This window comes from Thiohalocapsa marina (assembly GCF_008632335.1).
Taxonomy (GTDB): Bacteria; Pseudomonadota; Gammaproteobacteria; order Chromatiales; family Chromatiaceae; genus Thiohalocapsa; species Thiohalocapsa marina.
This window is the reverse complement of sequence record NZ_VWXX01000024.1, coordinates 1-21,400: the sequence shown is the minus strand read 5'-3', so window position 1 is coordinate 21,400 and position 21,400 is coordinate 1. Positions and strand designations below refer to the sequence as shown.

Genomic DNA, 21,400 nt, shown 5'->3' with positions numbered 1-21,400 from the left:
GTGCGAGTCCTATCGTCCGCATGTCTACCGCCGCCGCCAAGGTCTTTCGACAGCAGATCCTGAAACCCGCCGACGGCGTGTTCCTGGTCCATGCCCGGGCCATCGAACGCCTGATCGAAGAACAGCTTGGCGCCAAGCTGCAGGGGGTTTCCGTCCCCGACCTGCCCTACTACCTGATGCCGCGGGCGGACTTCCTGTACGGCCTGGAGAGCGAGAACGCCGAGGCCCTGTCCGTCATCGAGGGGCTGCGGCTGCCGAACTACGTCGTCCTGCTGCCAAGCCCGCCGGCACAACGGATCGAGGAACACGGCCTGCGCCCGCTGCGCCATGACTACTGGGCGCGCACGTTCGAGGCCGAGGTGGCACGCGCCTGGCAGAATGCACGCGAGGACAACCACGACGTCGAGCAGTTCGGGGCCGAGGCGCTGCAGGCCCTGATCGGCAGCCATGCCTTTGCCGAGGTGCGCGACGTGCTGGACCGCGACGGCGTCATCCTGCCGGTGTGGGAAGACGACCTGATCTGCCGCAGCTTCGTCGCCATGGTGGTCCGCCTGAAGTACTTCGCGCCGGGATCCCGCGGGTTCTTCTTCCCCGCCACCCGCGCATGGGCCGAGGTGGACCAGTGGCTTGCGGCCAGCGGACTGGACCTGCCGGAGCCGCTGCAGAACAACCGGCTGCCGATGCTGCTGACAAAGAGCCGCCCCGGTGCCGGCTCGGACCTGCCTGCAACACCGCCATTGTTGCCGCTGGCGCTGCCTTACGCCGCATCCGACCCGGATCTGCCCCAGGTGCTGCGGGCGCTGGAGACATCCGGCGAACCCGATGCCGCATCATCCGACAGCCTGTCGGTCGTCACGCCATCCATCACCGCGCCTGACGCATCGGCCGACCAGGCCAATGCCGAGGCGCCCTCAGCGCCGGAGCAGTCCTGCCTGGACGCCATCCGGCGCGGCCTCATGCTGCGGCGACGCCGGGGCTGGCTGCGGCGCGCCGGCGGCTGGAGTCGCGATGTCGGCGAGCACGCCCTGCTTCGGGTGCTGCTGCTGCCCGGCCTCCGGCACCTGGCTTTTGGCCCGCTGACGACGGCAGACCCGACGCCGTCGGACCCGGCCCAGGGCACACGGGGCCGGCTGAGTCTGCACCTGCTGGAGCGGGCCATGGCGTGCGCCCAGCGGGCGGAACTCGACGGGCGTCTCGCCCGGGCGTTGCGCTGGCTCGCCGAGGCCAGGCGGCTGTGCCGGCGGCTGACGCGCAGGCCGCCGTCAGCGCTGCCGGCGGTGGAGCGGATCCTTGCCGAGCGCGAATCCTGCGCCGAGGAACAGCTGGCCAACCTGCTCGCCGCCAAGTGGAAGTTGCCGCCGGCCACCGCCCGGGAGATCCATGCCCTGGTGGCACGCCTGGCGACGGATGATCGGCGCGGGCCCGGCAGCCCGTCGGCGCGGGCCCTGCTGTCGCAGCTGGACCAGGTCCTGTACGAGGGGCGCTACGACTACTATCGGCTGCGGCTGCGGCTGCTGCCCTGGCTGCGGCATCCGGGGCGTGGTCGGGTGCGACAGGTGCTGCCGTTCCAGCCGTTGCTGAAGGCCCTGCGCGCACTGGAGACCGGTCGCCAGCGGCTGGAAGACCTGCCCTGGCCCATCGCCGATCTGGAGCGCTTCAGCGAGGCGCTGGAGGAGCTGAACAGCCGCATCACGCGCCGGCTGGATGTGCAGATCATGCCGCGCCTGGAGCAGGCCATGCGCGAGGCGGATTTCGTGCCGCGTGGGCATCGCGAGGTGGTGGCGGCGCAGAAGATGCGCCTGGAACTGCTGGACGTGATCAAGCACCGCCGGCATCTGAAGTTCACCGATGCGCGCGATATCGTCGCACGCAACATCCTGCGCCTGCCCGATCCCACCCTGGGCGAGTTCTTCCGCGGCGACCGGCTGCGCCGCTTCGACCGCACCGCCGCCCGCGCCCTGCCCGGCGTCTATCGCCCCGGCGAATTCTACATCAAGGGACTGCAGCAACTGGGGGCGCCGCTGTTCGGCACCGGCCCCGGACGCAGCATCCTGCGACACCTGCTGCTGCCCTTCGGCGGCGCCTACCTGGTGCTGAAGAGCCTGGACCTGCTGCTGGCGTTGCTGCCGACCCATGACGCCGCATTCGCCTTCACCACGCCGGCGGCGATCATCCTGATCGGGCTGCTGACCAACATCGGTCTGTACAGCGGCATCGGCCGTCACCTGGCCCGGACCCTGTGGCATGCCCTCACCGCCACCCTGCGCTTCGTGCTGTATGACGGCGTGCGCCAGTTGCTGCGCTGGCCGCCGGTGGCGGGATTCCTGAAGACGGGCCTGGCGCGCGCCCTCGGGCGCAATCTGGTGGCCCCCATGCTGATCGGCGTGGTGCCGCTGACGCCCATCATCGCGCTGGCGGTGCTGGTGGAGGAGGTCCCCATCGAGCCGGGCCTGTGGCTGGCCGGACTGGCCTTTGCCCTGGGTACCCTGGCACGCAACACCCCCGCGGGCCGGCGCTTCCTGGATGATCTGTCCACCAACCTCGGCCTCTATCTGCGCCGCATCAACCAGACGCTGTTCATCGGTCTGATCCAGCAGCTGATCTACTTCTTCAAGGAGGTCTCCCGGCGCTTCTCGCAGCTGCTGCACCGGGTGGACGAGGCCCTGACGCACCACCTGGGCGAGACCCCGCCGAGCCTGCTACTGAAGGCCGCACTGGCACCGATCTGGCGCCTGGCGGAGGCACTGATCGAGTTCTATGTGACGGTGCTGGTGGAGCCGCAGATCAACCCAGTGAAGCATTTCCCCATCGTCAGCATCGGGCACAAGCTGCTGCTGCCTTTCCTGCCGGCCATCACCGCGACCTTCATCGACATCAGCGAATCCGTGCTGCCCAAGGTCATCGCCTATCCGCTAGTGACCCTGACCATCCTGCTGCTGCCGGGGCTGTTCGGCTTCCTGGTCTGGGAGCTGAAGGAGAACTGGAAGCTGTATCAGGCCAATCACCGGGGCGGGCTGCGGGGCAGGGACATCGACAGCGACGACGCGCAGGACGAGGTGGCGCTGGCGGTGGAGCCGGCCACCGTGGGCAGTCATGGCGAAGATGTGCGCGCGCTGCTGACCCGGGGCTTTCACAGCGGCGCCCTGCCCAAGGGATTCGACCGGCTGCGTCGGCTGCTGCAGCGCCAGATCCGGGAGCAGGCGGATCACCCCAAGCGGCTGCGCCGGTTACAGCGGCAGCTGGAAGACCTGCAATACGCCTTTTGCGTGTTCTTCGAGCGCGAGTTCACCTTCGCCCTGCGGGAGCGCTGCCGCGACCCCGATTGCGGCCTGCAGCGGGTGGCCACCGGCCGGCCGCGCATCGCGAGCAATCTGGTGGAACTGCAGGTGGAACTGCACCCGGCCCCGCTCACGACCGGGCCGGATGCACCCTTGCAACTGCGGGTGCGCCTGTTCCGGCGCCAGCGTCACATCTGTCTGGAGAGTGAACTCTCAGGCCCGCCGGAACGCCTCGGCCCCACCTGCTGGGGGCATATCCGCGACGACCTGCGGCTGTTCGCCGGCCGCTCCGGGGTCGATCTGCAGCGGCCGGAATCGGCGCTGTTCGCGCTGCCCGACGGGCCCGATCAGTCCGCAGACCGCCACAGGGCGTGAAAGTGATGGGTCGGGCCATGACCCGAACCCACCTGGAGCGCGTCGGCATGGGCAATGGCCCCCGCCACATAGCGCTTGGCCCGCTGCGCCGCCGCCAGCGGATCGGCAGTGCGAGCCAGGTGCGTCGCCAGGGCCGAGGACAGGGTGCAGCCGGTGCCGTGGGTGTTGCGGGTGGGCAGGCGCGGCCCGTCCAGCCAGTGGCCGCCGGAGGCGGTATGCAGGTAGTCCGGACTATCTTCCGCCGGCAGATGACCGCCCTTGAGCAGCAGGTTACGCGGCCCCAGGGCGCACAGCCGTTCGGCCAGCTCCGGCATGGCGTCGCGGTGCTGCGGCTCGGCAATGCCGAGCAGGGCCGCGGCCTCGGGCAGATTGGGCGTCAGCACATCGGCCAGGGGCAGCAGACGCGCGATCAGGGCCTCGGTGGCCTCCGCTGCCAGCAGGCGATCGCCACCCTTGGCGACCATCACCGGATCCAGTACCACGTTGCGAGCGGCATGGCGCTGCAAGGCCTCTGCCACCGCCTCGGCAATGGCGGCCGTGCCGATCATGCCGATCTTGACCGCATCCACGCGGATATCGTCGAACACCGCATCGATCTGCGCCGCCACCAGATCCGGCTCCAGCAGCCGTACTGCCACCACGCCGCGGGTGTTCTGCGCCGTCAGTGCGGTGATCACCGCCATGGCATAGGCGCCGTTGGCGGAGATCGCCTTGATGTCCGCCTGGATGCCGGCACCGCCGGACGGGTCCGACCCGGCAATGCTGAGGATGTTCACGGTCATGGCAATGCCCTCACACTTCCAGGGACAGTATATTTAACCAACAATAAGGTGACAGTGTACATGATACTGCAATGCCATCGTGCGGATAACATCGCTCTCATTCCGTGACAGTTCATGAAATACCGCAATGCAGTCGGCGTGCTGACAGCATGCGCAATGCGTTCTGATCGAGTGTGGGCGCTGGTAGCGATCACCTGCGAGACATCAGGCGACACCCAGCCCGCTCAGTCAGCCATGCTGAATGGCGGTGCGGGCCGCCCTGCCGAACCGGCGCTCCGGGCGGCCTCGACCAAGGCACGGGCGGCGGCCTCGGGATCAGGCGCGCCGCAGATGGCGGAGACCACTGCCAGGCCCTGGGCACCGGCCTGGAACACCGACTGGCAGTGCGGCATGCCGAGTCCGCCGATGGCCACCACGGGCACCGGGCTGAGGGCGCACATGCGGGCGAGGCCGTCGAACCCCAGCGGCCGGGAATGGTCGGGCTTGGTGCCGGTGGCGAAGACCGGCCCGATGCCGACATAGTCGACGCTGTCGCGCTCCACTGCCGCGGCATGCTCCGGCGTCTGGATGGAGCGACCGATGATGGCCTGGTCGCCGAGGCGCTCGCGGGCCGCCTGGGCGTCGCCGTCGTCCTGGCCGATGTGCAGGCCGTCGGCACCGACGGCCGCGGCCACCTCCAGGCGGTCGTTGATGATGAGCAGGGCGCCCGAGCCGGTCAGGGCCTGCTTGAGCGCACGGCCCTGCCGGATCAGCTCGACATCGCTGGCCTGCTTGTCGCGCAATTGCACGACGCGGACGCCACCGCGCACGGCGGCGACGGCCGTGTCGATGACACCCCGCGCGGCGCAGAGCACAGGATCGGTCACCAGATAGACGGACAGGTCGAGCGTCGGTTTCACGGCGGCTTCGTTTGGAGGAGACATTGAATACCTGATGACCGGATGATGAGCATCAACGCCCATCACTGTCGCGGCTGATACCCTTTTGCTGCAGCAATGCCGGCGCTATCCTTGCGCCTGCTGCGGTTGTTGCGTTGCACCCCGCGCCCTATTATACCCGTTTGCGTTCGGCGATCGGTTTCCCCAACCGAACGCTGATGGTCGTTGGCTCTGGGAATCGATGACAGAATACGCCCTCATCCTGGTCGGCACGGTGCTGGTCAACAATTTCGTGCTGGTCAAGTTTCTTGGCCTGTGCCCGTTCATGGGCGTCTCCAAGAAGCTGGAAACCGCCATCGGCATGGGCCTGGCGACCACGTTCGTGCTGACGCTGTCGTCCGTCACCTCCTGGCTGGTCAACGAGTTCATGCTGGTGCCGCTGGGTATCGAGTACCTGCGCACCATCGCCTTCATCCTGGTGATCGCCGTAGTGGTGCAGTTCACGGAGACCGTGATGCACAAGACCAGCCCGGTACTGTATCAGGTGCTGGGCATCTTCCTGCCGCTGATCACCACCAACTGCGCCGTGCTGGGGGTGGCCCTGCTGAACCTGCAGGAACAGCGCGGGTTTCTGGAGTCGGCCCTGTACGGCTTCGGCGCGGCGCTGGGCTTCTCGCTGGTGCTGGTGCTGTTCGCCGCCATGCGCGAGCGGGTCGCGGTGGCGGACGTGCCCGAGCCATTCCAGGGAGGGGCGATCGCGTTGATCTCCGCCGGCCTGATGTCGCTGGCCTTCATGGGGTTCGCCGGACTGGTGGTGATCTGACATGACGCGGCGACACATCTCCCGACCGGTCAGGACTTTGCCATGCTGATCCCCATTGCCGCCATCGCTGCCCTGGCGTCGTTGTTCGGGCTGCTGCTGGGCTATTCGGCCATCCGCTTCCGGGTGGAAGGCGACCCCATCGCGGACCAGATCGACGCGCTGCTGCCCCAGAGCCAGTGCGGCCAGTGCGGCTATCCGGGCTGCCGCCCCTATGCCGAGGCCGTGGCCGCCGGTGAGGCAGAGATCAACGGCTGCGCCCCCGGCGGCGAAGCCACCATGCTGGCCCTGGCGGACTTGCTGGGTCGCGAGCCGGTGGAGGTCGACGCCCAGGCGGCGCCGCCGGCCATGGTGGCCATCGTCGACGAACAGGCCTGCATCGGCTGCACCAAGTGCCTCCAGGCCTGCCCGGTGGACGCCATCGTCGGGGCCGCCAAGCAGCTGCACGGCATCATCGCCAGCGAATGCACCGGCTGCGGGCTCTGCATCGACCCCTGCCCGGTGGACTGCATCCACCTGGAGCCGGTCCCGGAGACCACCGCGACCTGGAAGTGGCCCTATCCCGTGCCGCGGCCGACGCGCCAGCCTGTGAACCAGTCAGCGAACCCATCAGGGCAGTGGCAGCCGCAAGCCGCCGTGCCGGATGTGGGCCCGCCAGACGACGCCCATCGGCCCGCCGCGTGATCCGGGCGAACGGCTGCGAGCAGACCCCGTTATGAACTTCATCCCTTTCCATGCCGGCTCCCGCCAGCGCAAGCTGTGGCAGTTTCACGGCGGCCTGCACCTGCCAGACGAAAAGACCCTGTCCAACACGGAGCCCGCGGCACCTCTGCCGCTGCCGAGCCAGCTGGTGATCCCGTTGCAGCAGCACATCGGCACCCCGGCCCGGGCCTGTGTCGCGGTGGGCGATCGGGTCCGTACGGGGCAGGTGATCGGCGAGCCCCAGGGTCCTGTCAGCGCCCCGGTGCATGCGTCCACCTCGGGCGTGGTCACGGCCATCGAGCCGCGGGCGGTGCCGCATCCGTCCGGGCTGCAGGCGCCCTGCGTGATCATCGACGCCGACGGACTGGACCAGTGGGCCGAATTGCCGCCGCCGATTCCTGCGTTCAAGCAGACCGCCGCGGACGACCTGCGCCAGCGGATCCGCCAGAGCGGGATCGTCGGCATGGGCGGCGCGTCCTTTCCGGCCGACGTCAAGCTCGCCCCGGGGGGAGAGCACCCGGTGGAGACGCTGATCATCAACGGCGCCGAGTGCGAGCCCTACATCACCTGCGACGACCGGCTGATGCGCGAGCACGCCGCGGACATCATCGATGGCGTGCACATCATGCTGCACATCCTCGACGCCCGGCGCTGCCTGGTGGGCATCGAGGACAACAAGCCCGAGGCCATCGCGGCCATGCGCCAGGCGGTGTCGGCGGCAGGCCTGGAGCGGCTGATCGAGGTGGTGTGCATCCCCACCCTGTACCCCAGCGGCGGGGAAAAACAACTCATCCGGATACTGACCGGCAAGGAAGTGCCCAGCCACGACATCCCGGCCCGGATCGGCCTGCTGGTGCAGAACGTCGGCACGGCCATGGCGGTGGCCGATGCGGTCCTGCGCGGACGGCCGCTGATCGAGCGGTTGGTCACCGTCAGCGGGCGCGGCGTGGCGCATCCGCGCAACTTCCGGGTGCGTATCGGCACCCCAGCGGCGGCCTTGGTGGCGGCCAGCGGCGGCTATCGGCCGGACCAGGCCCGACTGGTCATCGGCGGGCCGATGATGGGCTACGCGGTCGAGTCCGACGCCATCCCCGTCACCAAGTCGCTGAACTGCGTCCTCGCCCTGACTTCGGCGGAAAGTCCGGATCCGGGTCCGGCGCAGCCCTGCATCCGCTGCGGGCGCTGCGCCGAGGTGTGCCCCGCCAGGCTGCTGCCGCAGCAACTCTACTGGCATGCGCGGGCGAAGGACCTGGACAAGGTGCAGGACTACAACCTGTTCGACTGCATCGAATGCGGCTGCTGCGCCCTGGTCTGCCCGTCGCACATCCCGCTGGTGCAGTACTACCGCTACGCCAAGACCGAGAGCTGGGCGCGGGAACGCGAAAAGCAGGCTGCCGAGCACGCCCGCCAGCGCCACGCCGCCCGTGAGGCCCGCCTGCAGCGCCTGGAGCGCGAACGCCAGGCCCGACTGCGGCAGAAGAAGGCTGCGGCGCCCGCCAAGGCCACCGCCGCCGGTGCGAAGGCCGGCGCCCGAACTGGCGCCAAGACCGGCGCTGTGGCGGGCACCAAAACGGCGAGCCAGCACGCAGACCGGCAGGCCGCCATCGAGGCCGCTCGCAAACGCGCCGCCGAGCGTCGCCAGGCCAAGGCCGCAACCGCCGACCCCGCAGCAAGCCCGCCGCCAACGGCCAACGCGGGCCAGGAAACCAACGCCGGAGAGACACGCTGATGTCCGCGGGCCCGACCATCACCTCGTCGCCCCACGGCGCCCGCAACAACCGCGTGGACTGGATCATGCTGCAGGTCTGCCTGGCGCTGGTGCCGGGGACCGCGGCCCTGGTCTGGTTCTTCGGCTGGGGCGTGCTGATCAACATGGCGCTGGCGGTTGTGTTCGCGGTCCTGGCCGAGGCGACAGTGATGAAGCTACGCGGGCGCCCCGCCCTGCCGGCGATCCGCGACTACAGCGCCGTGGTGACGGCACTGCTGTTCGCGCTGACGGTGCCGCCGACACTGCCCTGGTGGCTGACCCTGCTCGGCATCCTGTTTGCGATCGTCATCGTCAAGCAGCTCTACGGCGGCATGGGCTACAACCCCTTCAACCCGGCCATGGCGGGCTATGTCTTCCTGCTGATCTCCTATCCGGTGGCCACCACCAGCTGGCTGCCACCGGATGTGCCGGCCCTGCTGGAGGCGCGCGGCGTGGTGGGACTGTCGTTCATGGAGTCGGCACGGCTCATCTTCACCGGCGCCCTGCCCGCCGGACTGGACTGGGACGCCATCAGCACCGCAACGCCGCTGGACGAGATGCGCACGCTACTCGATCAGGGCTCGACCATCGACGTCATCCGCCAGAGTCCGCTCTGGGGCGACTTCGGCGGTCGCGGCTGGGAGTGGGTGGGCAACTGGTTCCTGCTGGGCGGCCTGTACCTGCTGTGGCGGCGGGTGATCACCTGGCACATCCCGGCGGCATTCCTGGCCGGCCTGCTGGTGATGGCGGGCCTGTTCTGGCTGCTGGACCCCCAGACCCACCCATCGCCGGCGTTCCACCTGTTCTCCGGGGCGGCGATCTTTGGCGCCTTCTTCATCGCCACCGATCCGGTCAGCGCCTGCACCACCCGGCGCGGCCAGTTGATCTACGGCGCGGCCATCGGCGCACTGGTATTCATCATCCGCACCTGGGGCGGCTATCCGGACGCCGTCGCCTTCGCGGTCTTGCTGCTGAACATCGCCGCCCCGACCATCGATCACTATACCCAGCCGCGGGTGTTCGGGCACAAGCTCGGCCAGAAACGGACCTGATCGCCGGCGCGGCCTGATCAACAGACAACCCGCGAAAGCCGAAACCGCGTTTTCGAATCGCGTGCTGATTTTTGGCCAGGAGGCCCATCAATCAGCGTCTTCTTCAGAATGAGTAGAGATGCAATGAAAAAGGTCCCTGTACTTGTGGCGGCGCTGATCCTGGGCGGCTTTGCCGTGGGCGGCGTCGGCCTGGTGGCGGTCACCCACGCCATGACGGATGCCCGCATCGCGGAGAACCAGCGCGAGGCGATGCTGGCCAAGCTCCGCTCCATCGTGCCGGCGGGACGGGTGCAGAACGATCCCCTCGCCGACAGCATCACGGTCAGCGATCCGGCCCTGCTCGGGGCCGCCGCCACCGAGGTCTACCGCGTGCGCGACGGCGAACAGCCGGTGGCGGTGATCCTGAAGCCCGTGGTGCCGGACGGCTATGCCGGACCGATCCGCCTGCTGGTCTCGGTGCTGGCGGACGGCACCCTGGGCGGGGTGCGGGTGCTGGAGCACCACGAAACGCCAGGCCTCGGCGACAAGATCGACGAGCGCAAGGACGACTGGATCATCGAGCAGTTCACCAACAAGTCCCTCAACGATCCAACGCCGGACAAGTGGCACGTGAAGCGCGACGGCGGCGAGTTCGACCAGTTCACCGGTGCCACCATCACGCCACGCTCGGTGGTCCACGCGGTCCGCAACACCCTGCTGTTCGTGCAGCAGCAGGGTGACCGGCTCTACAGCATGCCGGCCGCCAACCCGGACGCTGATCCGGTCGTTGATCCGACTGGCAGCCCGATCGGCGGTCCAACTGCCGACGCCGCCCCCTACGCCGACGATCACGCCGGCGCCCACGCCGGCGCCCACGCCAGCCTGGCGATGCAGCCGGAGACCTCGTGATGGCAGGGCGGGGCTATGGACCGATCATCGGCGACGGGCTCTGGAGCAACAACCAGGCCCTGGTCGCGATGCTCGGACTCTGTCCGCTGCTGGCGGTCACCACCACGGCGACCAACGGGCTGGGCATGGGCCTGGCCACGACCACCGTGCTGGTGCTGTCCAATGCCACCATCTCGCTGATCCGCAATCTGGTTCGCCCGGAGGTCCGCCTGCCGGTGTTCGTGCTTGTGATCGCGTCCTTCGTCACCGCTGTCGAGCTCAGCATGCAGGCGCTGCTGTATGAGCTGTACCTGGTGCTCGGACTGTTCATCCCGCTGATCGTGACCAACTGCGCCATCATCGGCCGGGCCGAGGCCTTTGCGTCCAAGACCAGCCTGGACCGCGCCGTGGTGGACGGCCTGGCCATGGGTATCGGCTTCACGCTGGTCCTGGTGGGACTGGGCGCGCTGCGGGAACTGCTGGGCCAGGGGACCCTGTTCTACCAGGCCCATCTGTTGCTCGGGGACGCGGCCCGGGGGTTCAGCCTGACCCTGGGCGACGACTTCCAGGGGGCCCTGCTGGCCATCCTGCCGCCGGGAGCCTTCATCGGCCTTGGCATGCTGATCGCGCTGAAGAACATCATCGACAAGCGCGTGCAGCGGGCGCGCAAGGCACGCGCCGGACAGCGCCAGCCGGTGTCCGATCCGGCACCCGAGCCGGCGCCCGAGACCGCCCCCCGCCCCGTCGCCTCCTGATCCGGAGCGAAACCCCGATCCGCGGGGTCGACCGCCGCAGGGTGGCTCGTGGTATATTAGTCAGTTCGAATGTTCGAATCACTGCGTCGATACGCCAAGTGAGCGGTGTGTTCAGCCAACGCGCAACACGCCCGGCGCAGTCCCGCTGCCGCGGGTGTGTCTCATAGAGCAAACAGACGGGGAGTCAATCATGTCAAAGAAACATCCGGTTGTTGCGGTCACCGGGTCGTCCGGCGCCGGTACCACCACGGTCAAACGCGCCTTCGAGCACATCTTCTACCGCGACGGCATCAAGGCCGCGGTGATCGAGGGTGACAGCTTCCATCGTTACGACCGGGCGGCGATGAAGGAAGAGATGGCCAAGGCGGCCAAGGAGCACCGCAACCTGAGCCACTTCGGCCCGGACGCCAACCGCTTCGATCTGCTCGAAGAGCTGTTCGCGTCCTATGGTGACACCGGCGGCGGCAAGAAGCGGTACTACATCCACAGCGCCGACGAGGCGGAGCAGCACAACGCCCGTCTCGGCACCAGCCTGACCCCCGGCCAGTTCACCCCCTGGGAAGACGTGCCCGAGGGCACCGACCTGCTGTTCTACGAAGGGCTGCACGGCCTGGTGGTGAGCAACGAGGCCAACGTGGCCCAGCATGTGGATCTGGGTGTCGGCGTGGTGCCCATCGTCAACCTGGAGTGGATCCAGAAGATTCACCGCGACAACCTGGAGCGCGGCTACTCCGCCGAGGCCATCGTCGACACCATCATGCGCCGGATGCCGGACTACATCCGCCACATCACACCGCAGTTCTCCCTGACCGACATAAATTTCCAACGCGTGCCCACGGTGGACACGTCCAACCCGTTCATCGCCCGCGACATCCCGACGCCGGACGAGAGTTTCGTCATCATCCGTTTCAAGGATCCCGAGGCGCTGCAGGTGGACTTCCCCTACCTGCTGAGCATGATCCATGACTCCTTCATGTCGCGGCGCAATACCATGGTGGTGCCCGGCGGCAAGATGGGCTTTGCCATGGAGGTGGTGCTGCAGCCGATCATCGAGCGCATGATGGAAGCGCGTCACGTCTGACCGCCGCCCTTCGGCCCCGGCCGGCCCCCAGGACCTGGTGCCGGGGCCGGGGCCGCTCAGACAGAGGACTGATCCGGCGCCCGGCCCTGCAATGGCGGGCTCGGGCGCACGGTCAGCAGATGCACCCGGCGGCTGTCTGCCCGCATGATGGTGAAGCGAAAGCCGTCGAGTTCCACCCGTTCTCCGCGGGCGGGGAGCCGGCCGAAGGCGTTCACCACCAGGCCGCCGATGGTGTCGAAATCGCCCCCTTCCAGCGCGCTGTGGAAGTATTCGTTGAAATCCTCCACGGTGGTGCGGGCCTTCACCGTATATTCGCCCTTGCCACGCTTGAAGATGAAGGCCCCTTCGTCGTGGTCGTGCTCGTCCTCGATGTCGCCGACGATCTGCTCCAGCACATCCTCGATGGTGACCAGCCCGGATGCGGCGCCGTACTCGTCCACCACGATCGCCATGTGATTGCGGCTGGAGCGGAACTCCTTCAACAGCACATTCAGGCGCTTGCTCTCGGGCACGAAGACGGCGCTGCGCACATGGTCGCGGATGTTGAACGTCTGCCGTCGACCGCCCTCGGTGCAAAAGGCCAGCAAGTCCTTGGCCAGCAGGATGCCCAGCACCTCGCCCTTGTCGTCGCCAGTCACCGGGAAGCGCGAATGGGCGGATTCCACCGCCGTCTCCAGGATGCGCTCCAGCGGGTCGTCGCGTCGCACCGAGACCATCTCGGCACGGGGGATCATGATGTCGCCAACGCGCAGATCCGACACCTGCAGCACGCCCTCGAGCATGCCCAGGGCATCGTGATCGAGTAATGCGCGGCGTTCCGCGTCCTGCAGAACCTCCACCAGGTGTTCTTTGGTTTGCGGCTCGCTGCCAAGGAGCTGGCAAATACGTTTCTTCCAGCCCTTAGGCCTCGAGCCGTTGCTAGATCGATCGCTCGTCATCGGGGGGTATTCATGCCTCGTATGGTGCGGAAAAACCAAGACGACGGAGGATGTCGGTCTCCAGCGCCTCCATGCGCGCCGCCTCCGCCGCCTGTATGTGATCGTAGCCAAGCAGATGCAGGGTTCCGTGCACCACCATGTGCGCCCAGTGGGCCGCCAGGGGCTTGCCCTGCTGCAGCGCCTCGCGCTGCACCACGGGGGCACAGATGACCAGATCGCCAAGCAGGTCCGGCAGATCGGCGGCGCCCGCGGCGTCCAGACCCGGGGGCAGCTCGAACGGGAACGACAGCACGTTGGTGGCGCCGCTACGACCGCGGTAGGCGGCATTGAGCTCGGCGCCTTCCGCCTCGTCGACGATGCGAATGGTCATCTCCGGCTGCGCCGGCGAGGGGGCACCAGAGTGATCCAGCGCCGCCTCGGCCCAGGCGCGCAGTTGCTCGGCGGACGGCAGCTCCGGCGCATCGCTGGCCCATTGCAGGTCGAGTGTCAGCGCCACCGACGCCGTGCCGTCAGTGATGTTCGGTGCCATGCTGTCGATCGTGCGCGTCGTAGGCATTGACGATGCGCTGCACCAGGGCATGCCTGACCACATCACGGGCGCTGAAGAAGCTGAAGCTGATGCCATCCACGCCGCGCAGGATCTCCAGCGCCTGGCGCAGGCCCGAGGGCTGTCCCCGGGGCAGGTCGACCTGGGTCACGTCGCCGGTGATGACCGCGCAGGAGCCGAAGCCGACGCGGGTCAGGAACATCTTCATCTGTTCCGGCGTGGTGTTCTGCGCCTCGTCGAGGATGACGAAGGCCTCGTTCAGCGTGCGTCCGCGCATGTAGGCCAGGGGCGCGACCTCGATCACATTGCGCTCGATGAGCTTGTTCACCTTTTCGAAGCCCAGCATCTCGAACAGGGCGTCGTACAGCGGGCGCAGGTAGGGGTCGATCTTCTGCGCCAGATCCCCCGGCAGGAAGCCGAGCCGTTCGCCGGCCTCCACCGCCGGGCGCACCAGCAGCACCCGGCGCACGCGCTCACTTTCCAGCGCCTCCACCGCACAGGCCACCGCCAGATAGGTCTTGCCGGTGCCGGCGGGACCGACGCCAAAATTGATGTCATGCGTGAGCATGGCGTGCAGATAGCTCTGCTGCATCGCACCCCGCGCCTTGATCAGGCCGCGCCGGGTCTTGATCACCACCTCCGGCAGATCCGCGCTGACCTGCCCCTGCAGGGCATCGACGCCGGCCTCCTGCAACTGCAGATGGACCTGCTCAGCGGTCAGTGCCTCGTGCTCGGTGGCGGCGTAGAGGGCGCGCAGCACCTGTTCGCCGGCGCCGATGGCCGCGGCATCGCCAATCAGGCGGAAGCTGACGCCACGATTGCCGATCTCGATGCCAAGGCGCCGCTCGATCAGCCGCAGGTGCTGATCGAACGGGCCGCACAGGCTGTTCAGCCGCACGTTGTCGGCCGGGGCGAGCTCGAGGTCGAGGCTTTCGGGTTGAGTGGACAAGCGGGTCTAGACAGCGTTGGCCAGGGTTGCTGGCGCTGATGCAGGCACCGACGCCGTCGCCGATGCCGGGGCGGTCAGCTCACCGCGCAGCGAGTTGGGCAGCGCCTCGGTGATACGCAGCTCAACCAGGCCGCCGATCAGCGTCGCCGGGCCGGTGAAGTTCACCACCCGGTTGTTCTCGGTGCGCCCGGACAGCTGGGCCGGATCCTTGCGCGACGGTCCCTCCACCAGCACCCGATGGACCTCGCCGACCATGCGCCGGCTGATGAGCTGAGCCTGGTGGCTGATACGCTGCTGCAGCCGCTCCAGGCGCCGCTGCTTGACGGCGTGGGGCACGTCGTCGACATAGTCGGCCGCCGGCGTGCCCGGCCGGGCGCTATAGATGAAGCTGAAGGACTGATCGAAGCCGACCTCCTCCACCAGGCGCAGCGTGGCCTCGAAATCGGCCTCGGTCTCGCCCGGAAAGCCGACGATGAAGTCCGACGAGATGCTGATGTCCGGCCGGGCCCGACGCAGTCGACGGATCTTGTCCTTGTACTCGATGGCCGTATGGCCGCGCTTCATCAGCGACAGGATGCGGTCCGAGCCGCTCTGCACCGGCAGATGCAGGAAGCTCACCAGCTCCGGCACCTCGGCATAGGCCTCGATCAGCGTGTCGGAGAATTCGATCGGATGCGAGGTGGTGAAGCGGATGCGCTCGATGCCATCGATGGCGGCCACCCAGCGGATCAGCAGGGCCAGGTCGGCGGTCTCGCCGTCGTGCATCATGCCCCGATAGGCATTGACGTTCTGCCCGAGCAGATTGACCTCGCGCACGCCCTGCTCCGCCAGGCCGGCGACCTCCGCGATCACGTCATCGAAGGGGCGACTGATCTCCTCGCCACGGGTGTAGGGCACGACACAGTAGGTGCAGTACTTGGAGCAGCCCTCCATGACCGAGACGAAGGCCTTCGGGCCCTCGGCGCGGGGCTGCGGCAGGCAGTCGAACTTCTCGATCTCGGGGAAGGAGACATCGATCTGCGCCCGCCGGTCCTGCTGCAGCGCATCGAGCATCTGCGGCAGCCGGTGCAGGGTCTGCGGACCGAAGACGATGTCGACGTAGGGCGCGCGCTCGCGAATGGCCTCGCCCTCCTGGCTCGCGACACAGCCACCGACGCCGATCACCAGCTCCGGTCGGCGCGCCTTCCAGGGCCGCCAGCGACCGAGCTGGGAGAACACCTTCTCCTGCGCCTTCTCGCGGATGGAGCAGGTGTTCAGCAGCAGGATGTCCGCCTCCTCGGGGCGCTCGGCAAGCTCGATGCCATGGGAGACCCGCAGCACGTCGGCCATGCGCGCCGAATCGTACTCGTTCATCTGGCAGCCGTAGGTCTGAATGTAGAGTTTGCGGGACATCTCGTGAGAATGCAGCTTGCGAACGGTGATATTAACCAACCTGAGATGGGGCCGCCAGCCTCAGGCTTCCAGCGGCATTGCTGTCTTGCCTCTGTTACAGCGCCAGCGGGCCGGGAGCTGCCGTCTCACCGATGCGCGGCCACATCGTTTTTCAGCACCGCGTCCAGCGGGGTGTGCCAGCCTTTGCCGCCGTAGCCCTGCCTCAGCCTCGCCCCACAAACAGCAGGCAGCCGGGATCGGTCGGGTGTGGTTCAGGTTTGTGCGCAGGGCGTGGCCTCAAAGGTCCAGCGTCAGATCCCCGTCGTCGCGTAGCCTGTCCACCGTCTGGCCCCCAGCTTGGCCCCCAGTCTGGTTTCCGGCCTGGCCCGAGTCCGCCGAGGCGGATCTGCGGTCCCGCTCGCGCCAGAGCACGGGGGCGGCGAAGCCCTGCCAGCCCCAGCGCAGCCAGCTCAGGACGCGCAAGGCCAGCCAGAGCGACCAGGCCAGCATCAGCGCCCGGTAGACCCAGATGGACACCGACACCAGGGTGACTTCGGCCGTCTGGGGCGCGCTGCGATCCAGATACCAGCGCAGTTCCGTCGCCGTGGACCCATTGCCGGCCACCTGCATCTGCGGACTGCCGAGCAGCCCCTGCTGCACCGCCAGCAGCAGCGACCAGAGCGCGGCCAGGGTCAGGACCGCCAGCGCGACCTGAACCAGGTTGAAGCGCCAGGCCGCAACCTCCGACTGTTGGCGCCGGCGCAGCCCCAGCGCGATGAGCCAGAGCGCCACAAGCACGCCGACCCAGGCCCCGGCCTGGCTGAGCCCGACGCCGAGCAGGAACCAGTCGGCGAAGCCCAGCGGCGTGAGCCCGGAACGCGCCAGGATCAGCGCGACCAGCGCCAGCACCGCCAGCAGGCCCCAGAACAAGACCGCTGGCCCCATCAGTGGGCCGGCCGTCCAGAGCACCCAGCGGTCAGCGCCGAGGCGGATGCGGGTCTCGGCGTTGACCCCCGGCATGCCGAGATCCAGCGACGACGGCTGGTACAGACGGCCCAGGCCCGCCGGCTCCCGCCAGCCGAGCACGACCTGCTGGGTGCCGGGCACCAGCGGCAGATCGATGGCATCGGTCACCAGCGGCAGGGGCTGGTCGCGGCCGTCGATGCGAAAGCGCGTCAGCTCGGCCCCGGGCGGCAGCTTTACCATGTGCCGGCCGCCCTGGCTGCTGCGCAGGGTCAGTTCGAGCGCGGCCTCGACACCGCGCCGGCTCGGCGTCAGGTGATAACGGCTGCGGTCCAGCGTCAGCGTCGGGCCCGGCACGCCGAGGGGCCGGCTGAGTTGGAGCTCGAGCCGCTCGCCCGGCCAGGGGCGCCAGGTCGGCAGCCAGCGCTCCGCCGGACCGAGTTGCTGCACTGGCGCGAAGCCGCTGGTCTGCAGATGCCAGAGCGGACTCAACTCCAGCCGCCAGATCTCGGTCAGCCGCGGATCGTCGCTCGCCACCAGCCGCAGACGCCCGACCGGCTCGAGCGTGCTGCTCCAGGCGTCGGTGACCCGGCCCGGCGGCAGGGAGACCAGCATGTGGCCGTCGCTGACCTGGCGGTTCGGGCTGGTCACGGCCTCGCCCGGTAGCAACGGCAGGCGCAGCGTGACCGGATAGACCGCAGGCGACAGCCGTTCCACCCGCGTCTCGACCGTCCAGTCCAGCCCGAATCGCAGCGTTCGCCTGACCTCCAGCAGCGGCGGCAGCTGGGCACCGGCATCGGCATCGCCCCCTGGCGCCGCCGCCTCGACCCGCGACAGGCGCAGTTGATCGGCCGGGCGGCCGTCGGCGTCCAGTCCCTCCAGCAGCCAGGCCGGATCAACCCGGGCGACGACCCGGTGCGGTCGCCGGGGCAATGGCAGATCCACCTGCTCCGCCGCGGGCAGGGCGCCCAGCAGCACCAGTTGGTGGCGTCCGGCGGGCAGCGGCACCTGCAGACGACCCTCAGGGTCCAGGCGCAGCCCGTCCAGGGGCTCCCCGTCGAGCAACAGCTCGCGCGGCCGCCAGGCCTCGCTGCCGCCGGGAATCGGCAAGGCCACCGCGGCCGCGGCATCGACGCTGAGCTCCAGACGCAACACATCGCCGGAGACCGTCAGCGACAGCTCGGCGATGTCCACGCAGTTGGGCAGACAGTCCGGGGGCGCCAGCAAGCGCTGTTTCAGGGTGTCCAGCAGCTGCGGCGGCGGAAAGGCGCCGATCGCGGACGCCGGGAACAGGGCTTGCGCCCGCTCCGGACCTTGCGCCTGGCGCTGGTGCTCGATCCGGGCCTGGGCCGGATCCTGAACCGGATCCTGGGCCAAAGCCTGGACCGGCACCTGGGCCTGAACCTGGCCGGGCGCACCAAGCAACCCGCCGCCAAGCAACAGGGTGCCGAAGACCAGCAGAGAGGCGCTCGTGGCTGGCTGTCGACCCGCCCCCCAGCCAGACCAGCCCAACCAGCCGGCCAGTCGCAGGCCGAGCGTCACCAGCAGCAGGACCCGCAGCAGCGCCAGGCCAAGGGCGGCCGCAGGCGGCAGCAGCCAGAGCCGGACCTCATGGCCGGCGGATACCGGGCCATTCCAGTCCAGCTGCACGCTCCGCCAGCGCCAGTCCGGCACGCCGGCGCCGGTCTGCACCCGCGCATCCGGATCCATGGTCGGCAGGGACGGGGCCTGCTTGAGCGCGTCAGGCCGGTCCTCTTGCCAGACCTGTTGCTTGGCCGGGCGCTCGTTGGCCATCCGGACCTGCGGCGCGGCCAGGTCGGCGTCGACAGATCCCGGCGCTGGCACGCGCGCGCCCAGGAGGCCGCCGCCGAGTCCGGACAGGGTCAATGCCCCCGGACGGTCGAGCTGCGGGAACAGGCCATCGCGCAGCTCGACCACCGAAAAGGGCAGCAAGATCAGCACCAGCGCCAGCAGCGCGAGCCGCTGATAGAGCTGCACGACGGCGCGCAGGCGCGCCAGCGCCGGGCGCCCGGCCTGGGGCCGCAGCGCCCGCAGCAGCGCGATGGCCGCGAGCAGATGCAACCAGACCCAGCGCGGCGCGCCGGGCTCCTGCCAGGTCAGCACGAGCCCGAGCAACGCCAGCAGCCCCCAGGGCCAGCGATACAGCCGCGCCACCGCCAGGGAAATGACCAGCACCAGAAAGATGTCCAGCAGCGACCAGCGCGCGAGCCAGCTGTCTGGCAGATTGTCGACGCCGTCAACCGCCAGCAGCTCCCAGCCGGCGGGCAGGTGCAGCCGTGCGCTGATGTCGTCGAACGGCAGGGCCCAGCCCGAGGCCGGCAAAGCCATGGCCAGCCCAGGACGCGTGTCGGCCCCGATCGCCTCGACACGGCCCTCCGCGATCAGGTCCAGCTGACCCTGCCGCACCTCGACGCCCTCGCGTCCCGCTGACTCGGGCGGTGTCGCGTCGGACCCGGCCGCCATCGGCAGCCGCGTGATGAACTGCGGCCGACTGTCGACCTGCACCTGGCCGAGCCGGAGCGCGGGCTCGGCCTCCAGACGCCAGCGCGTCCGCAGCTGCCCCTGGAGATGATCGCGCAGACTGAGACCGCCACCGTCGAGGTCCAGCCAGAGCTCGCGCGTCAGCCTGAGCCGGTCGGTGGTCAGCGCGCCGCGGCTCGACTGCACCAGGCGCAGGGTCATGCCGGGCTGCATCAGGTAGGCCGGCAGGCGCTGCCAGTCCGACGGCAACCGGGTCTGCCGCGGATCCACCGCCTGGGCGCCCTCGATCTCGACGCGGCGCAGATCGGGCCGCGCCGCGAAGGCCCAGACCTCCTGCGCTGGCCAGGGGGCAGGCAGCGCCTCCAACCGCAGCGCCGAGACCATGCCCGGATGGTGCGCATCAAGCGTCAGCACCCAGCGCCCCGGCCGCACCTGCAGCCGCAGCCGGCCCTGCTCGTCCAGCCGCGCCGGCAGCGGGCTGTCCAGCGCCAGCGGAATGCCGCCCGGGAGCATCAGTGGCCCCAGGCTGAGCTCGCGCGCCGGCCCCGAGACATCCAGGGCGACTCGGGTGGCAACCCGCAGCGGGATGCTGTCCTCGACGCGGCGCATCACCTCGAGCCGCAGCGTCGCGGGCTCCGCGGACGCCGGGCCACCATCGGCCCCCGCATCGGCCGGACCGAGCCAGAGCCGGCCATCGGCATCGATCCGCGGCGACGCAATCGCCTGGCCATCGAGCCGGAGCGTGACCAGCCCTATCTCAGGCGGGATCGGCAACGCATCCGGCCGCCGGCTCCAGCTCAATCGGCCCGTCAGCTGGTGCTCACCCGGCGCCAGACGCACAGCGGGCCGCCCAGCGCGTTCCACCACGGGCAAAGGCCGCTCGCCGTCTGCCATGTCCAGCGGCCAGTGCGCGGCATCGCCCGGCAGCGGCACCCAGGAATCCCGGTAGACCCGCCAGCGCTGGCTGAGCCGCGCGCCCTTGTCGTCAACCTCCAGCGACAGCCGCCCGGGCCAGGCACAGATGCGCCCCGCGGCAGCGGCACCGATACTGGCACTGGCACCCAGCGGACAGTCGCGCTCATCGGCCTCGTGCAACACCCAGGGCACCCAGGGCCGCAAGGCCTCGGGGATCGCGATGTCCGGATCCTGTCGCGCCATCGCGCTGTCCGCAACGGCCGGCCCAAGCGGTACCAGCAGAAAAACGACCAAACCGACCAAGGCCAGCAGCTCAGCAAAACGTCCGGATCCTGGAGCAGATAAGGCCATCGAACTCACCCTCCACGCGCCAGTCACGCTGTCATCCTGCGGCTGCCCGGCAGGTCGCACGCCGGATCAGGCGGGATTAGCCTCATTCTAGACCCTTGCAGCAGCCGCGCCATCAGCGCATCCTGCGCTGGCGACTGCCGCACCACCCCTAAGGTGTTGGTCCCGACACCATGGCACCTTGCGCTCGCGCCGCCCGGCGCCGCTGCCAGCCCCCAGCGCGACCCGATCAAGCGCTTGGCCGATTTTTTCACGGATCGGGCGATCAGCTGTTGGGCAAAAGGCAACCGACCGGAAATCGGCTGTGAAACAAGGCTTTCAGCTGGCGGCTGGTGGCTGGCGGCTGGCGGCTCTTTACAGGATTAAAGGGCAGACGAGCGACGGCCGGGAATAGGGTTCGAGGAACAGTCGAAAAGGGATGAATAACAGATGCAGCTGGGCGTCGGGATGCGGCCTTAAGGAACGCGCCCAAAACAAGGTGAACACTGTAGGGCGGATAAGCGAAGCGCATCCGCCGTTGTGGCCTGTGG

Annotated in this window: 15 protein-coding genes; 8 read left to right on the top strand and 7 right to left on the bottom strand. The window is 68.9% G+C overall.

What is annotated here, in order from left to right; translation table 11 throughout:
• The first annotated feature begins 20 nt into the window (after positions 1–20).
• Positions 21–3,653, top strand: coding sequence for a sulfite exporter TauE/SafE family protein (locus tag F2Q65_RS13525; protein WP_211354037.1), 3,633 nt, complete (start codon positions 21–23; stop codon positions 3,651–3,653).
• On the opposite strand, the gene thiD is transcribed toward F2Q65_RS13525, so the two are convergent.
• Positions 3,626–4,435 carry a bifunctional hydroxymethylpyrimidine kinase/phosphomethylpyrimidine kinase gene (thiD, locus tag F2Q65_RS13520; protein ID WP_150093944.1) on the bottom strand — a complete coding sequence of 270 codons (810 nt, stop codon included), beginning with the start codon at positions 4,433–4,435 and terminating at the stop codon, positions 3,626–3,628. The two genes, F2Q65_RS13525 and thiD, sit on opposite strands and share 28 nt — an antisense overlap.
• 224 nt (positions 4,436–4,659) lie before the next feature.
• Positions 4,660–5,334: a thiamine phosphate synthase gene (thiE, locus tag F2Q65_RS13515; RefSeq protein ID WP_211354036.1), complete on the bottom strand. Its 675-nt coding sequence runs from the start codon at positions 5,332–5,334 to the stop codon at positions 4,660–4,662.
• Between the two features lie 220 nt (positions 5,335–5,554).
• Here thiE and rsxA point away from each other — a divergent pair, with 220 nt between their 5' ends.
• The 7 genes from rsxA to F2Q65_RS13480 all read left to right on the top strand — a co-directional run bounded on the left by rsxA (position 5,555) and on the right by F2Q65_RS13480 (position 12,337).
• The gene (gene rsxA / locus F2Q65_RS13510; protein ID WP_150093942.1) at positions 5,555–6,136 is read left to right on the top strand and encodes an electron transport complex subunit RsxA; all 582 of its coding nucleotides are present in this window, start codon (positions 5,555–5,557) and stop codon (positions 6,134–6,136) included.
• A 42-nt stretch (positions 6,137–6,178) separates the two neighbouring features.
• Positions 6,179–6,817: an electron transport complex subunit RsxB gene (gene rsxB, locus F2Q65_RS13505; protein ID WP_150093941.1), complete on the top strand. Its 639-nt coding sequence runs from the start codon at positions 6,179–6,181 to the stop codon at positions 6,815–6,817.
• A 31-nt stretch (positions 6,818–6,848) separates the two neighbouring features.
• Positions 6,849–8,564: an electron transport complex subunit RsxC gene (gene rsxC / locus F2Q65_RS13500; protein ID WP_150093940.1), complete on the top strand. Its 1,716-nt coding sequence runs from the start codon at positions 6,849–6,851 to the stop codon at positions 8,562–8,564.
• Positions 8,564–9,634 (top strand): electron transport complex subunit RsxD, encoded by a 1,071-nt coding sequence (rsxD, locus tag F2Q65_RS13495; RefSeq protein WP_150093939.1) that lies wholly within the window; start codon positions 8,564–8,566, stop codon positions 9,632–9,634. Before rsxC ends, rsxD begins: the two co-directional genes overlap by 1 nt.
• Positions 9,635–9,757: 123 nt before the next feature.
• The gene (gene rsxG, locus F2Q65_RS13490; RefSeq protein WP_211354035.1) at positions 9,758–10,522 is read left to right on the top strand and encodes an electron transport complex subunit RsxG; all 765 of its coding nucleotides are present in this window, start codon (positions 9,758–9,760) and stop codon (positions 10,520–10,522) included.
• Complete coding sequence (locus F2Q65_RS13485) at positions 10,522–11,256, top strand: electron transport complex subunit E (RefSeq protein WP_150093938.1); 735 nt, start codon at positions 10,522–10,524, stop codon at positions 11,254–11,256. The genes rsxG and F2Q65_RS13485 overlap by 1 nt, the downstream gene beginning before the upstream one ends.
• Before the next feature lie 190 nt (positions 11,257–11,446).
• Positions 11,447–12,337, top strand: a complete 891-nt coding sequence (locus tag F2Q65_RS13480) for a phosphoribulokinase (protein WP_150093937.1) — start codon at positions 11,447–11,449, stop codon at positions 12,335–12,337.
• A gap of 56 nt (positions 12,338–12,393) precedes the next feature.
• Here F2Q65_RS13480 and F2Q65_RS13475 read toward each other — a convergent pair whose 3' ends face one another.
• The 5 genes from F2Q65_RS13475 to F2Q65_RS13455 form a co-directional block, all read right to left on the bottom strand.
• On the bottom strand, positions 12,394–13,275 hold the full coding sequence (locus F2Q65_RS13475; RefSeq protein ID WP_150093936.1) for a CorC family transporter: 882 nt from the start codon (positions 13,273–13,275) through the stop codon (positions 12,394–12,396).
• 10 nt (positions 13,276–13,285) lie between these two features.
• Positions 13,286–13,804, bottom strand: a complete 519-nt coding sequence (gene ybeY / locus F2Q65_RS13470; RefSeq protein WP_150093935.1) for an rRNA maturation RNase YbeY — start codon at positions 13,802–13,804, stop codon at positions 13,286–13,288.
• A complete protein-coding gene (locus F2Q65_RS13465) occupies positions 13,785–14,771 on the bottom strand; it encodes a PhoH family protein (protein WP_150093934.1) in 987 nt (328 codons plus the stop codon). Before F2Q65_RS13465 ends, ybeY begins: the two co-directional genes overlap by 20 nt.
• A gap of 6 nt (positions 14,772–14,777) precedes the next feature.
• A complete protein-coding gene (gene miaB / locus F2Q65_RS13460; protein ID WP_150093933.1) occupies positions 14,778–16,163 on the bottom strand; it encodes a tRNA (N6-isopentenyl adenosine(37)-C2)-methylthiotransferase MiaB in 1,386 nt (461 codons plus the stop codon).
• Between the two features lie 276 nt (positions 16,164–16,439).
• Positions 16,440–20,765 (bottom strand): acyl-CoA synthetase family protein, encoded by a 4,326-nt coding sequence (locus F2Q65_RS13455; RefSeq protein ID WP_150093932.1) that lies wholly within the window; start codon positions 20,763–20,765, stop codon positions 16,440–16,442.
• Between the last annotated feature and the right edge of the window lie 635 nt (positions 20,766–21,400).

Coding starts and splice junctions, on each gene's coding strand:
- rsxC (WP_150093940.1), top strand. CDS start 6,849: ATGAACTTCATCCCTTTCCATGCCGGCTCCCGCCAGCGCAAGCTGTGG.
- F2Q65_RS13485 (WP_150093938.1), top strand. CDS start 10,522: ATGGCAGGGCGGGGCTATGGACCGATCATCGGCGACGGGCTCTGGAGC.
- F2Q65_RS13525 (WP_211354037.1), top strand. CDS start 21: ATGTCTACCGCCGCCGCCAAGGTCTTTCGACAGCAGATCCTGAAACCC.
- thiD (WP_150093944.1), bottom strand. CDS start 4,435: ATGACCGTGAACATCCTCAGCATTGCCGGGTCGGACCCGTCCGGCGGT.
- rsxA (WP_150093942.1), top strand. CDS start 5,555: ATGACAGAATACGCCCTCATCCTGGTCGGCACGGTGCTGGTCAACAAT.
- F2Q65_RS13455 (WP_150093932.1), bottom strand. CDS start 20,765: ATGGCGCGACAGGATCCGGACATCGCGATCCCCGAGGCCTTGCGGCCC.
- rsxD (WP_150093939.1), top strand. CDS start 8,564: ATGTCCGCGGGCCCGACCATCACCTCGTCGCCCCACGGCGCCCGCAAC.
- miaB (WP_150093933.1), bottom strand. CDS start 16,163: ATGTCCCGCAAACTCTACATTCAGACCTACGGCTGCCAGATGAACGAG.
- rsxB (WP_150093941.1), top strand. CDS start 6,179: ATGCTGATCCCCATTGCCGCCATCGCTGCCCTGGCGTCGTTGTTCGGG.
- F2Q65_RS13475 (WP_150093936.1), bottom strand. CDS start 13,275: ATGACGAGCGATCGATCTAGCAACGGCTCGAGGCCTAAGGGCTGGAAG.
- ybeY (WP_150093935.1), bottom strand. CDS start 13,804: ATGGCACCGAACATCACTGACGGCACGGCGTCGGTGGCGCTGACACTC.
- F2Q65_RS13480 (WP_150093937.1), top strand. CDS start 11,447: ATGTCAAAGAAACATCCGGTTGTTGCGGTCACCGGGTCGTCCGGCGCC.
- rsxG (WP_211354035.1), top strand. CDS start 9,758: ATGAAAAAGGTCCCTGTACTTGTGGCGGCGCTGATCCTGGGCGGCTTT.